Genomic DNA, 13,536 nt, shown 5'->3' with positions numbered 1-13,536 from the left:
CTGATTCCGTTTGGTTGATCCCTTACGGACAACAGAAGGCCATCGACGAATCGACGGCCTCACGATCTTACGCTTGTATGCTCGATGCTTTGCTTGCCTGTCTTGAGTGCAGAACCTTCATCGCGTATCTTGCGATAGGCTGTGCGATCAACACTTCAATCCAGAACGCAATGCCGAAGTTTCGTGGCCAGGTATGGAGGAAGTTTTTAAACGGATCCAAACTGATGTGTTTGGTACCTACCATGGGGCCAATAATGGAGAGAAGAAGTGATAATACCGTTACGTTGAGCACAATATTTAATAATACTCTTGCATTGACCCCATCAGTCTGCCCCAAGAATTTAGGCATCATCTTGCCAACAATCGGGCCAGCGATCAGCTTCACGCATAACACGACGATGACCCACATGATAGGAATCACTTTTAGACTATCCAGATAAACCTCTTTGCTGAACCCGCGCTCCAATCCAATAATGATCGGCGCGATCGTGTTGACCGAAATAATCGATACGATCAATAAAAATAATATTCCCTCTTTGCCGTTCCTAGGCAGTCTTGTCTCCACGTCCTTCTGGTTTGCCATCTCCTATCATCAACCCTTCATCTAATGTGTCACCGTGTTATTTTAGCGATTTAGGGAGGCTCTTCATAAGTGAACATTCTGTGAATAATTATCCGAATAGAATAGAGAATGAACGTCCGAAACAAAAAAATCACCAACCGATAACGGATTGGTGATTTTTATTGTAATAATGAAGTCTGGATCGCATACATACAGTCTCTCTGCCCTCGCCTTGCTGAATTTCGGTCAGCCAGCGCTTACGCCAGCATGCCGTTTACCTTGCCCAATACCGATTCATAGGATGTATCCAAAGCAATTGCCATTTCCTGAAACAAAATATTTTGAGCCGAAGCTAACATCACTTGATCTTGTTGGTTCAGCTTTTTGTTGTTGCTTTCGGCCTTCTGCTTGTGACGCATTAAGGTGTTGATAATGTTAGCGATCTCCTCCCGGTCGCCTGATCTAATTAATTTGGAGTAGGTCTGGAAACGCTCCGTATTTTTTTCAATCCATCCCGTGCCCGGCGATTTAAAGGATTGCATGACCTTCTCGGCTTCCTCCCGATCGATCAGTTCGACCATGAGCAGACTGTCGTTGTCTACTGGCGTGCTAATCTTTAATTTCACGTTGCTTACCGGATGCAGCTCATAATAGCGTCTGGTTGTGCCCAAGACTTCTTTCTCGCTGATCCCATCAATTTGGCATATGCCATGAACTGAATAGATAACCAAATGACCCGTTTCAAACATGCTGTTGTCCTCCTCACGTTGTCAACTTGGTTGACTATGTACCTCTATTATACACTATCGTCAACTTAGTTGACGAAGAATCGTGAACTTTTGTATATTGGTGGAGGAATTGCTGAAAGGAATGATGACCAATGCATGTAGAAGTGAAGACCGTGGATCTGATCGACCTGATAAGCGAACGTCATGTCCTTCTCCGCACCTTAAACGACCGCTTGTGGCATAAAAGCCATGACCTTCATATATCGAACTCCGAATGGTTTATTATGGCGAGAATCTATAAGAAACAAACGACGATATCCCATGTCGCCAAACAAGTGGATATCTCCCGTCAGGCTACCCATAAATTCATTAAAAATCTGGAAGCCAAAGGACTGGTCGAGGTCAGCAGAGCGCAGCATAACAATAAAGACAAGTGCATCCGTCTCACGCAGTTCGGCGAGGAGTGCTTTGAGCACAACGAAGCGATCAAGGCAAAGCTTGAGGCCAATATCATCGCCTCGATCGGAGAAGAGCAAGCGGATCAGCTTAAGCGGCTTTTAACGATGGATTGGGGTTTGGGGACGAGTGTTTAACCTTACCTAGCCCTTGGCTGAAGATCATCCGGTTAACCATAATAAATGGATAAGAATCGAGGGTAAGATGAATGAAGCTTCAGCTCCTATTTCATGAATATTTAAATATAAAATTCAACAGAGGCTTGCCGTCGGTACAGACCGTTGGCTTTGAATATGGCGTTCTGGAAGACGAAAGAGCAGCGTTATTCTTTGTCGATCGCAACGGTCAGGCTTTTGTTGAATGGGCGTATGATTTACAGCCGGGAGATCCCCAATATGCTGCGAGCCCGGATTGGAAGCCTGTGCTCGCGGACACGTTTAAGCAGCTGGACGTCTACGATGAACAGATACTCTATTATCTGTTGTTTACCATCAACTCGACGACATCCATTGTTCGAAGCAATCCGTACAACGCCATGAATGATTTGATGAAGAATTATTGTTACTTCCAGTTGTCTCAATTAAACGGTGTCTCCCGGTTGAGCGATGAACAGAAGCTTCAATTAAGGGACTTTTTCCTCTTTTTCTACCTGTATGCCCACCCGGTGAACGAGGAGACGCTTTACGCTTTTTCATTCCACGGTCAGGATTTGGTTCATACGAAAACCGGCATCCACATCGAGCCATATTTCTCGGCGTACCATGATTACTACATCGAGCATTTCGATAAGCATCGCGATCAATTAATGATAGCTCCCCATGAAATCGCCGCCTGCAAAAACCTAACGATTGAGCTGCTTAGGTCCATCGAGGGAAAGTCGACCAAGCTGGTCTTGCCCCCGGAAGAAGGCTTCGAGGCTGCACTCCGACTGATCAATGATGTGGACGAGATGCTCCATATGTACTCGGAAAATAAATCAACGGTATTCGACATCATGAGAGATGCTCTCGCAGGCACTCGCTCTATCCCATATCGTGATCATTGCTTCAGCATATTGCTGCAGAATTACGTGTGCTATGTTCTTTATTTTGAGTTTGATGAAATTCATCATCTGGTGGACTACTTTAGAGGCACTCCGGCATGGTGCAAGACGATTCTAAATAAAATCTTCGCGGATACCATCTTTCTTCAGAAGATCATGCGGCAGAACCGGATCGATATTGCCGATTATGGGAGTGTGATTGAATTCTTCGATGAGGAGGCTCGGAGGATTTACTTGTGAGTGGCAAGCATCCCTGTTACCTACTCAGGAGCCGATGCTTCACACACTTGCTGTACCTGTCCCCCGCTCTTATAATACCCATTGATTAAACCCCCTTAGCGCATTACGCTTCCATGTACAGGCAGAGAACTTCCTGCCAGCAGCTCGTTGTGCTAATGGAGACCTTGATGAAATAAACTTGGCCGGCAGCTTAAAAAAGAGCGTTCCCCTCTTTAGGGAAACGCTCTTTTGCTCATTCATATTATTTCAAGCCCAATACCTCAAAATCATAAATCCGCGCGGCCGTATCCCCGCCTTGGGTCGCTTTCTCGACTTGAAGACGAACGTACTGTGCGGAGGTAAGCTCGATGGCATGGCTGCTGACCGCTTCCGTATTGTCTTTGACCGAAACCGCATCCTTCCATTCCTTGCCGTCCGAGCTTACCTGTATGGTGAATGCCCGCGTGTTGAATGCGGCCGGCTCGCCTCCCGCCTCCGCATGCTTGATCACGAATTCGCTGATCTTGTGCTCAGCTCCGAGATCCACCGTCAGAGAATGTGGCCCGTCTCCGACCGCACACCATTTGGTGGCGGCATTACCGTCCACCGCAAATGCAGGTGCTTCCTTCTCATTCACGAAGCTGGATGCTGACGTTTTCTTGCCAAGGGCAAGATTGCCAACGCCATTCTCCGCTTCTCGTGTAACCGTGATGAGCTTCTTCCGAACCACGTCCTCGCCAATGCTATTTTTAGCGGTTAACGTCACTTCGAACGTTCCTTCTTCCGGATAGGTCACCTTAGGATTCTGCTCCGTGCTGGACGCCGGCTGTCCGCCCGGGAAGCTCCAGCTCCAGGACTCTGTTACTTCCGATGAAAGATCCGTGAATTGTACCGTTTCTCCCGGTGCGATCAGCGTCTTGTCCGCCTTGAAGGCTGCCGTCGGCTTCGGGTATTCCGGCCAGTCAAAGCTTACGGACGCTGCTTTTCCTTGTTCATAATGGCGGTTCACCGGAATCACGACCATTTTGGTAGACTGCTCTTTTTGCAGACGCTTCATTTCAGGCACATAATAAACGGTGTTGCCCGTCATGCCCATCAACTCGTACTTGCCGTCCGGATGAACCCGGTACACCTGATAATACATTACGTCCTCCGCCTGTTTCGGTGCCTTCCAGGACAACCGTGCATCCCCATAGATTCCGTCGCGGAAGTCGTTCTCGATCACCTGCAGATCGGTCACCTGGTGCGGCTTCTTCGCCTTGTCATTCACCTGTGTAACGGCCAGTTTGCCGATATTGGCCTGATAATTGGCCATATCCGCCGCGGATTCGAATTGAAGCGAAATTCCCGCAATCGTACGTCCTTTGAACTTGTTAAGTCTGACGCTCCCCTGCTTCCAATCCTGATTCGCGCCTGCCTGGGTCCAGTTGGACGGCTCGAAGAACACATAGTCATCCGGCGCATCGGAGAAGGCCAACCCGATCTTCACCTTGGCATCCTTCGCATTATCAGTATAAACAAGCGATACTTCCGTCGTTGCCTCGACCGGGATATCCGCCTTATACAGCTTGATATGGGTAGAAGAACCTTTGCTGACGGGACCTGCTACCTGAAGCGAGCTGCCTCCGTAGTAGGATTTGCTGAAATCAAATCCAGGCTTGATGGCTTCGCCCTTGCCGTTGGTTTCCGTGATCCAGCGCCAGGTCGGCAAAATATCCTGCAGACTCCGGTTGCTCCAATCGCTGCTCCGCATCACTTTGCCGTCCACCGCAAACATATGGCCGTTCCCCGTATTAAAATGGGTGACGAACTCGGAATCAGTAAGCACCGTTTTGGCAACGACATCATGGGCAATCCCTCTCCAGGCGAGCGGGTCGCTTCCTTCAGGCTGGGAGGTATTCGCCGGGTTCATGCGGGGCCCAGCCCAGAAAATCTGCTCCTTGTTCATATATTCCTCATGCGTCTCAGAGCTGTTGAACGCCCAATCCGGACGGTAAATGCCGAGGGAAGTGGTCGCTTTCTTGCCTTCCGGGAACACGACCGGCCAATTGAACCTGCTTTCGTAGCCGTTTGCCTCCACATCGATTCCGGCGTACAGATCATACGGACTGCGGCCAAGCTCGGCCGCCTTCGCCGGGGAATTCAAGAACGGCGTGATATAATCGTATTTGCCGTTCTTCTCGTCCTTGAACTGCCAGCGGAAATCGATAAACATATTGTCGGAAACGCGCTGATTTCCCGCCTGGAAGAACATCTTGTTCTGATCCGTCAAAGCTCCCTGCCACTTCACCGGTCCGTCCTTGATCATGGAATCGTACCAGATCACTTCCATGCCCGGTGCCTTCTTCTGCTGAAGATACGTTAAAAATTCAGCCATCTTGGCGGCATCCTCAGGCGTTCCGCCCTGCGTTTCCTGATTGATGAACCAACCGTCAAATCCGTAATACGCAGCAACCTCAATCAGTTTGTCTGCAACCGGGAAGGATCCGTCCTCCCGCTGCTGTAACAGATCGTGCAGCCACTGGATTTTGCCTCCATGCTCGGTTTGCGGCAAGAAAACGGTTCCAAACACAGGCACGCCATTCTTGTGGGCTGCATCGATCACGTCGGCGCTTGGCGGAACGATCAAGCCTTCACCTGCCGAGCCGCCCCACATCACCAGCTTGTCAATATACTGCCAATTACTGAACGTATACGTATGGAACTTCTCCGAGCCTTGGGAAGGAGCTCCGCTTGTGCTTGGATACATGGAAGCAATCGATAGTACCTTCACTTCCTCTTTGGCATGGCTGTTGACCTTATGGCCCTGAACCCGCTTGGTCTCCAGCTTCACCGTTCCCCGGTTAAAAAGCGCATCCTTATCGGTTGACGGCGACCATTCCAGCAGCGTGTTCGGATACCAATAGGACGAATGAGGCTGCGCCGCTTCGGCTTCTCCAGCAAAACCCGTCAGGGCTGCTGCCAGCACGGCTGTGCTCATCCATACGGTCATTCTTCGCTTCCACTGAGCTTTAGTAAAATAACCCGGTTTGATTTTTTTCACTCGAAAAAACCTCCTATACGGATAATGATCATGCAGTTTTTCTAGTATTTTACAGGAGCGTGATGATAAATAGAGAGAAACGGCTATCATCATCAGCCGTTTCTACTCTTCAATCACTTTTTATGCCTTACTTGTTCTGTGCTGCCTTCCACTCATCGAACTGCTTTTGAGCCTCAGCGATAACTTTGTCGATTCCAGCATCCTGGAACTTTTGTTTTGCTTTTGGCAAGTATTCGTCAGGATCGATGGAGCCGGTATACAGTGCAGGAATGAATTCCTTCGCTACGTTCGTCACGGCCGCAACTTCTGTTTTGACCGGAGCCGTATCGAAGTTAAAGCCGAATGTAGGTGCTACTACAGCGGAGCTGTTAAATTTCTCGAATGCTTCCCACTTGTCTTCAGGCTCGCCTTCATGAAGGTACGTCAGGAACATATTGCCGAGCGCAAATCCAGGCATTGCATAGTTTTCCTGCATTGCAGGCATATCCTCGATGTATGGCCCTTCAAGCTTCTTGTAATGCGTTCCTTCCAAACCGTATTGAATCATATTACGCAATTTCTCATCCGTGTTCAGCAGGTTCAAGAACATCATGGCCCGCTCCGGATTTTTGGAATACGAAGAAATCGCCATCATCGAACCCGCTGCGGAGCTGGTGTAAATCACCGGATCGTGCATCGGTCTTGTCACAATGTCATATCCTGCGTTTCTGGACCAGCCGAGCTCTGCATATGGCTGCGTAATCTCGCGGTCCACGAGCCATTTGCCGGTCTTGATATTATCAATGCCGTCCAGCGTCGCTACATCCTCGCGCACATAACCCGCTTTATAGTATTTGCGCATCGTGGCCAAAGCCGATTTCAGTTCAGGTGTATCCAGCAGATTCACAAATTTAAAGTCTTTGGTATCAAGGTACATGCCGATCGGAATTTCATCACCAAGCGGGAAGTCAACCGGCAAGTACGGCTTAAAGCTTTTCGGTACGGCGAGCGGTGTAATATCCGCCGGCTCGTTCTCTTTAATCGTTTTCAAAAGCGGCTCCAGATCCTCAAGCGTTGTCACGTTGGAAATGTCCAGGTTGTACTTATCCAGATACTTCTTGTTGAAACGCCATACAAACTGCTGTGCCAGCTCCTTATTGGCCGGGATCCCATAGTTCACGCCATTCACCTTCGTTCCTTCGAGGAAACGGGGATCCAGTGCTTCCTTAATGCCTTGTCCATACTGATCAAGCAAGTCATTCAGGGGCTTGAAGGCACCCTTCGCCGCGTTTGGAAGATAATCAAATGCCCATGAGCTGGTGAAGGCGATGTCGTAATTCTCGCCGGAGCTGGTAATGACCTGCATCCGCTGGCTGTAATCGCCCCAGTCGATCATATTGATCTCGATCGTAGCGTTGATTTTCTCCGTCAGGTATTTATTGATCTCCTCTTGAACCTTAGGAAGATCCTTCTGGTTAGGCCCGATCATGTACATTTTGAGCTTGACCGGGTCCAGCTTGGATGCATCCACCGTGCCGTCGCTCTGAATGGCAGTCTCTTCCTTCGCGGGCTCGCCAGACTTAGCGCCTTCCTTGCCGCCGCAAGCCGATAATACGACCGTGAGCAAAAGCACAAGAGCAAGGGACAGTATAGAAGCCTTTTTCTTAAACATGTGTTTTCCCCCTGTATCACTTAATGGTTAATGCTATATTGACACCGCTTACACACCTCAGACGTGAAAGCCGGATTACTCCGGCCGTGTGCGATGCGGGTACAACCTTATGAAATTAGCCTTTGACCGAGCCTACCGTCAGGCCCTGGACAAAATACCGCTGGAAGAACGGATACGCCATAACAATCGGCAGGGTCGCCAATACGACCATCGCCATTCTTACCGTCTCCGTCGGCAGGCTTGCTGCTGCGTCGAAGGAACCGATATTCTGCGCATTCTGCGTCAGAAAGTCCATGTTCTTCTCGATCTTCATCAGCATGAACTGCAGCGGCGGCGTCGCTTGTGGATCGTTATAATACAGCAAGGCGTTAAACCAGTCGTTCCAGTACCCCAGAGAGCTGAACAAACCAATGGTTGCAATCCCCGGGAGCGAAACCGGCAGCACGATTCGGATAAAGGTCAGGAACTCGCCGGCTCCATCGATTTTGGCGGACTCGATAATTTCATCCGGAATCGTCGTTTGGAAGAAGGTCCTCATGACGATGATAGAGAACGCGCTCAAGGATAATGGAAAGATCAACGCCCAGATGGTGTTCTGCAGATGCAGGAACTGGGTCATCACGATATAACCAGGCACCATACCGCCTGAGAACAGCATGGTAAAGAATGCAAGGAAGCTGAAGAAGCCTCTAAATTCAAAATTTCGACGGGACAATGCATAGGCATAAGTCGTAACCAATGCCAGACTCACCAGCGTCCCCAGCACCGTGATCAGAAGCGTTAAGCCGAATGAGGACAAAAGCTCGCTGCCCGTTTCGAAAATATATTCATACGCTGCCGTGCTGAACTGACTTGGCAGCAGCCTGAAGCCTTCCGAAACCAGCGTCTGTTCGTCCGTCAGGGAAATAATAATAACAAATAGAAACGGAAAGATACAGGAAAACGAGAAGAGGCCGATCACGATATTGAAAATCGTATTCCACAATGGGGAGATGGCGTTGTAGTCCCTCTTCTTTGAACGCTTTGCCGGTTGATTCGCGGTTTGCGTAGATAGCTGCGTCATGAACGGTACACCTCCCTCGGATTAGAAGATCGCATGATCTTTTTCAATGCGTCGAACGATATAGTTGGCAACCAGAATCAGAATCAGTCCGACAAACGATTGGTACAAGCCCGCTGCCGTACTCATGCCAATGTCTCCCATGTTCATCAGCCCGCGGTAGACGAAGGTATCGATGACGTTCGTAACCGGGTACAGCGCGCCCGAATCCTTCGGAAGCTGGTAGAACAATCCGAAATCGGAACGGAAGATGCCGCCGATCGCCAGTATAGTCAGGATGATCATGAGCGGCTTCAGCAGCGGAATCGTGATGTACCGCACCTGCTTCCACTTGCTGGCTCCGTCAATGACGGCCGCTTCATAATAAGACTTGTCGATCCCTGTAATAGCCGCAAGATAGATAACGCTGTTGTAGCCTACGCCTTTCCAGATGCCGACAAAAACGAGAATGAAGGGCCAATACTTCGCTTCCGAGTACCAGCTGATCGGCTCTCCCCCAAAATAAGTGATGATTTGATTGAGCGTCCCTTTGTCGACGCTAAGAAACGTGAACGCAAAATAACTGATGATAACCCACGACAAAAAATGCGGCAGAAACATGCCGGTCTGATATACCTTAGCCGTGCGCTTGTTGACAAGCTCGCTTAGCATGATCGCGAAGCCCACTGCAATGATCAGGCCCAGAATGATAAAAGCCAGGTTGTACAGAATCGTATTCCTTGTAATGATATAAGCATCATTGGTTGTAAACAGATATTCGAAGTTTTTGAACCCTACCCATTCGCTGTTGAGCACGCTGGCAAAAAAACCGTCCGGGCTAATGCGGAAGTCCTTAAAAGCGAGAACGGTACCGAACATAGGCAAGTAAGCAAAGATAAGAAACCATATGGTTCCGGGCAGGATCATCAGCAGCATAAACCGGTTGCGTATGACCTTTTTGATGAACCCCGACATGAGCACTCCTCCTCTTCCCTGTTAAACAAGTGATGCGACTGCAGTAGAAGATCCCCATGATCTTTATCGATGCGCTATTCTATCACTTGCCCTTAACTACTATCATTGTGCCAAGTAAGCGCTATCGCGCTCAAGTTGAAAAATACTAGAACGGGATGGACAAATTAAAGAATCCCCTATAAGTGCGTGTTCAAAAAGTCGGGTTTTAACAAAAAACAGGCCGAAGGGTTGTCCACCCATGGGCCTGTCGCAATTGGTTTCCCGGTCGATTTAGTTCCGGTACATGGATCTCATCTCGGTTGGAGATACGCCGGTATATTTTTTGAACTGCCTATAAAAGTAGGAGCTGTCCGTATAACCCACGCTGAACGCAATATCCGCCGTCTTTTGATCCGTATGCAAGAGGAGCTGCGTGGCTTTCTCGATGCGGTATTGGTTCAAATAATCCGAGAAGCTTGCGCCGACCTCCTGCTGAAACAGCTGACCTAAATAATTCGGATGCATCTGCAGCCGCTGGCTCAGCGTCTTCAGGGAAAGCTCCTCCGGATAGTGATGCTGCACCTGCTCCACAAGAAACGAGACATGCGGGCTATAGCCCTGCTCCGCTTCTTCCAGGCGCGCAAGACTGCGCTCGACGATGCGCCATACATGATTTCGGAGCCCCTGGAGCGTATTAATCCGGTACATTGGCGTAAATACCTCGCTGTAATCCGGATTTTTCTCCATATCCTTCGCCGCGACCATCAGCTGGACCGCCGCATTCAAGCAGGTCTCCCGAGGAACCATCGGTTCCCTGTTGTCACCGCCCAGAACGGACTCGATATAAGCCTGCAGGGAGGGGATGTCTCCCTCGATCAGCAGCTTCGCGAACGTATCGGGACGAGCGGACGGCGAAGAAGCCTGAACGGCCTCCGGTTCCGCAGCCGAACTGTATAGGATCATGTCATCTCCGGCAATCAGGCAGGCGTTGAAGAGGTCCTTCGCCTTCCTGTAGCTCTCCTGAATATCTTTGAAATCATTGAAGCCTGCATTGCCCTCCGAGCACCATATGCGCAAGCCAGTCAGCTCCCGCAGCCGGGCCATGGCATTTCTCATACCCTCCCGCTCCGCGTCCCTCCGTTCATTCCTCGCGGCCGACATCATAACGATGTCGTCATCCGCATCAGGGAAACAGATCACCTCATGATCTCCCCCCAGCACTTCCGAAAAAGCCCGGCTGCATTCATCGGCTAGGCTGGTTAAGCGATAGAGCTGGGATACCGGGCGTTCGTCGGATATGAGCCGCAGAACATAAACCTGGTAAGACGCATAATTGAGCGGAATTCCGAGAAGCTCAGCTCTCTGTTTTAATTCCGAGCTCTTGATATCGCCGTTAACCCACCGCTGCAAAATATTGCTGCGCAGGATCCTCCAATCCTCCTCGGAACGAAACCGGCTCAATTCCTCGCGCTCCCAATCGCCGCGGATATGCTTGATCGTCGCCTCCAGCTCCTCGATGCTGATCGGCTTCAGAATATAATTCTGGATGCCGAGCGTGATCCCCACCTTCACATATTCAAATTCTTCGTAACCGCTCAGCACAATGAATTTGGTGCGCGGATGCATTTCTTTTACCTTCTTGATCAGTTCCAGCCCGTTCATTCTGGGCATCATAATGTCCGTGATCAGCAGATCCACAGGATCTTCCCTTAACCGCTCAAGCGCTTGCACCCCATCGTTGGCCGAACCTGACACATGCAGGTCGTAATTCTGCCAATCCACGATGGTGGCCAGGCCCTGGGCAATTAAAGGCTCGTCATCAACAAAAAATACCTTCCTCATGTCGTCTCCCCCTTACGCAGCATCGGTATTTCCATGCGGACCTCGGTTCCCTGTCCTTCCGTGCTGTTGATGGTCACTCCGTAATCACTCCCGTAGTTCAGCACGATTCGCTCGTGCACGTTCATCAGTCCGATCGAACGGTATCCCTTGTCGGGAGGCTGGAGAACCTTGTCCAGCGTGCTGCGGATTTGGGCCAGCTTTTCCTCCGGTATGCCCGTTCCGTTGTCGGATACGATGATGACGACCCGGTCCCCCGCCCGGCGGGCATGGACCGAAATTTTATTGTTGTCGTCCAGCGGACGAAATCCGTGAACGATATAGTTTTCCACGATCGGCTGAACCAGCAGCTTGATGATGCTGGCATTTTGGATCTCCGGATCCACCTCGATTTCCGTCTCCAGCCGTCCTTCATAGCGAATGCGGAACAAGTCGAGGTAAACGGAACACATGTCCATTTCCTCTTCAACGGTAACCACGGTGCTTTTTTTCACCATGTTCTTGAACATCACCGACAAGCTGTATATCATTTGCCCCACTTCCTTCGCGCCCACAAAGTACGCCTTCATGCGAATGGATTCGAGCGTATTGTATAGAAAATGGGGGTTGATCTGGGATTGCAGGGCAACCAGCTCCGCGTTCTTTTGCTTAATTTCCGAGGTATACATTTTATCGATATATTGCTCCAAACGGTCGCCCATGTCGTTAAACCGGCGGGAAATCTGCTGCAGCTCATCTTCGCCGGACATCTGAATGCGCGTCGACAGATCGCCTTCGCCGATCCGGTTCATCGAACGGATAATCCGCTGCACTTTCTTGGAGAACCTGCGAATGATCGTAACCGTAATCGCAAAACTGGCCGCAATAAACAGAAGGGTGACCAGAATCAGTCCCGTTCTTAAACTTTCCGTGCTCTCTTTGATCAGGGATTGCGACACAATTCCCACCACCGACAAGCCCGCATTGCTGACATTCAATATGTTCACTTTGGAGGGTTCATCCAGCTGCACCCAATCCCCGGCTTTTTCCTGCTCCAAATGGTAGGGGTAGGTTTGCCCGTAATACTCATCCTCCGAATCGTAAATGACCGTTCCCTGTGCATTCAACACCATAATCCGGCCTTTGACCGAAGCTCGGCTCTCCAGCCAGGATGAAATTTGCCGGGCGTCGAACTCCACATTCATCATCCCCACCCGATTCAGGGTCCAGGGGTCCTTCAGTTCTCTGGAATAGGAATACGATCTTGGACTGGAGCCTCCGGATGAACGCGAGGATTCGTTTGGAGGCATGGTATCCCAGCTGTGCTGCTCCCGGCGGGCAAACCAGGTCTCCCACTTGTTCTTGGATCCGGCATCATTATTCAACTGCTGGTTGGTCCGGCTGATATGCATGTAAAAATTGTTCGGATAGCTGTAGATCGAGACGCTTCTGGCGCTTGATTCCTGCTCCAGATAATTTCTTATCAAGGTATTGAAAGACCGTAATCGCTGCTCTCCTGCCCTAGTGTACAAATCCAACCGGTATTTCAGGTAACTCTCATATTCGTGGTTTAGAAAATAGATCAGCTCATCGCTTAGCGTGGCATCTCCGTAAATCTGCTGAAATATATTCTGTATGCCCTCATACTGCCTGCTCAAATAAATGTTCAGCACATGCGCGGATTTGAGATTCGCATCGGTCTGCTCACGGAGTATGCGCTGCTCCTGGTATTGATAAACCAGCGTTGCCGCAATCGCAAACAGCACGATCATGACGGTTGAGTACAGCACGACGATTTTGTTGAACATCTTTCGCTTCAAATGATTTAAATAGAATTGGCGCAGTCTTCTGAAAATATGAAACACACCCTGTTCTATAATGGTCACTTCGGCACTCAGTGTACACCCTTTCCGAAAACCCGGCAATTGAAAATTGCATTCTATGCTCGCCTAGCCTAAACCCCGATCATTGCTGCCGGACGTTCGCCAACATTCTCCTATCGCGGTATGGCAGATTGTGCAGGA

At 49.8% G+C, this 13,536-nt stretch carries 10 protein-coding genes; 2 read left to right on the top strand and 8 right to left on the bottom strand.

Annotation, left to right across the window (positions count from 1 at the left end):
• Positions 1 to 67: 67 nt before the first annotated feature.
• Positions 68 to 583, bottom strand: coding sequence for a hypothetical protein (locus NSQ46_RS00555; RefSeq protein WP_210094099.1), 516 nt, complete (start codon positions 581 to 583; stop codon positions 68 to 70).
• A 236-nt stretch (positions 584 to 819) separates the two neighbouring features.
• A complete protein-coding gene (locus tag NSQ46_RS00550; RefSeq protein ID WP_007129072.1) occupies positions 820 to 1,311 on the bottom strand; it encodes a CarD family transcriptional regulator in 492 nt (163 codons plus the stop codon).
• 131 nt (positions 1,312 to 1,442) lie between these two features.
• Between NSQ46_RS00550 and NSQ46_RS00545 the strand changes: the two genes are divergently transcribed.
• On the top strand, positions 1,443 to 1,883 hold the full coding sequence (locus tag NSQ46_RS00545) for a MarR family winged helix-turn-helix transcriptional regulator (protein WP_342576025.1): 441 nt from the start codon (positions 1,443 to 1,445) through the stop codon (positions 1,881 to 1,883).
• 71 nt (positions 1,884 to 1,954) lie between these two features.
• The gene (locus NSQ46_RS00540) at positions 1,955 to 3,028 is read left to right on the top strand and encodes a hypothetical protein (RefSeq protein ID WP_210094101.1); all 1,074 of its coding nucleotides are present in this window, start codon (positions 1,955 to 1,957) and stop codon (positions 3,026 to 3,028) included.
• 241 nt (positions 3,029 to 3,269) lie between these two features.
• Here NSQ46_RS00540 and NSQ46_RS00535 read toward each other — a convergent pair whose 3' ends face one another.
• The 6 genes from NSQ46_RS00535 to NSQ46_RS00510 all read right to left on the bottom strand — a co-directional run bounded on the left by NSQ46_RS00535 (position 3,270) and on the right by NSQ46_RS00510 (position 13,398).
• A complete protein-coding gene (locus tag NSQ46_RS00535; RefSeq protein ID WP_210094102.1) occupies positions 3,270 to 6,050 on the bottom strand; it encodes a discoidin domain-containing protein in 2,781 nt (926 codons plus the stop codon).
• A 127-nt stretch (positions 6,051 to 6,177) separates the two neighbouring features.
• Positions 6,178 to 7,701 (bottom strand): ABC transporter substrate-binding protein, encoded by a 1,524-nt coding sequence (locus tag NSQ46_RS00530; RefSeq protein WP_342576023.1) that lies wholly within the window; start codon positions 7,699 to 7,701, stop codon positions 6,178 to 6,180.
• Between the two features lie 115 nt (positions 7,702 to 7,816).
• Positions 7,817 to 8,764 carry a carbohydrate ABC transporter permease gene (locus NSQ46_RS00525; protein WP_099478038.1) on the bottom strand — a complete coding sequence of 316 codons (948 nt, stop codon included), beginning with the start codon at positions 8,762 to 8,764 and terminating at the stop codon, positions 7,817 to 7,819.
• 21 nt (positions 8,765 to 8,785) lie between these two features.
• The gene (locus tag NSQ46_RS00520; RefSeq protein WP_007129078.1) at positions 8,786 to 9,715 is read right to left on the bottom strand and encodes a sugar ABC transporter permease; all 930 of its coding nucleotides are present in this window, start codon (positions 9,713 to 9,715) and stop codon (positions 8,786 to 8,788) included.
• A 270-nt stretch (positions 9,716 to 9,985) separates the two neighbouring features.
• Positions 9,986 to 11,536, bottom strand: coding sequence for a response regulator transcription factor (locus NSQ46_RS00515; RefSeq protein WP_342576020.1), 1,551 nt, complete (start codon positions 11,534 to 11,536; stop codon positions 9,986 to 9,988).
• Positions 11,533 to 13,398, bottom strand: a complete 1,866-nt coding sequence (locus NSQ46_RS00510) for a sensor histidine kinase (protein ID WP_342576018.1) — start codon at positions 13,396 to 13,398, stop codon at positions 11,533 to 11,535. The genes NSQ46_RS00515 and NSQ46_RS00510 overlap by 4 nt, the downstream gene beginning before the upstream one ends.
• Positions 13,399 to 13,536 lie beyond the last annotated feature (138 nt).

The organism is Paenibacillus sp. FSL M8-0142, assembly GCF_038597315.1.
GTDB classification, from domain to species: domain Bacteria; phylum Bacillota; class Bacilli; order Paenibacillales; family Paenibacillaceae; genus Paenibacillus_AQ; species Paenibacillus_AQ lactis.
The sequence above is the reverse complement of the archived record's forward strand: the minus strand, read 5'-3'. Positions and strand labels throughout refer to the sequence as shown.

Coding starts and splice junctions, on each gene's coding strand:
- NSQ46_RS00555 (WP_210094099.1), bottom strand. CDS start 583: ATGGCAAACCAGAAGGACGTGGAGACAAGACTGCCTAGGAACGGCAAA.
- NSQ46_RS00550 (WP_007129072.1), bottom strand. CDS start 1,311: ATGTTTGAAACGGGTCATTTGGTTATCTATTCAGTTCATGGCATATGC.
- NSQ46_RS00545 (WP_342576025.1), top strand. CDS start 1,443: ATGCATGTAGAAGTGAAGACCGTGGATCTGATCGACCTGATAAGCGAA.
- NSQ46_RS00540 (WP_210094101.1), top strand. CDS start 1,955: ATGAAGCTTCAGCTCCTATTTCATGAATATTTAAATATAAAATTCAAC.
- NSQ46_RS00530 (WP_342576023.1), bottom strand. CDS start 7,701: ATGTTTAAGAAAAAGGCTTCTATACTGTCCCTTGCTCTTGTGCTTTTG.
- NSQ46_RS00525 (WP_099478038.1), bottom strand. CDS start 8,764: ATGACGCAGCTATCTACGCAAACCGCGAATCAACCGGCAAAGCGTTCA.
- NSQ46_RS00520 (WP_007129078.1), bottom strand. CDS start 9,715: ATGTCGGGGTTCATCAAAAAGGTCATACGCAACCGGTTTATGCTGCTG.
- NSQ46_RS00515 (WP_342576020.1), bottom strand. CDS start 11,536: ATGAGGAAGGTATTTTTTGTTGATGACGAGCCTTTAATTGCCCAGGGC.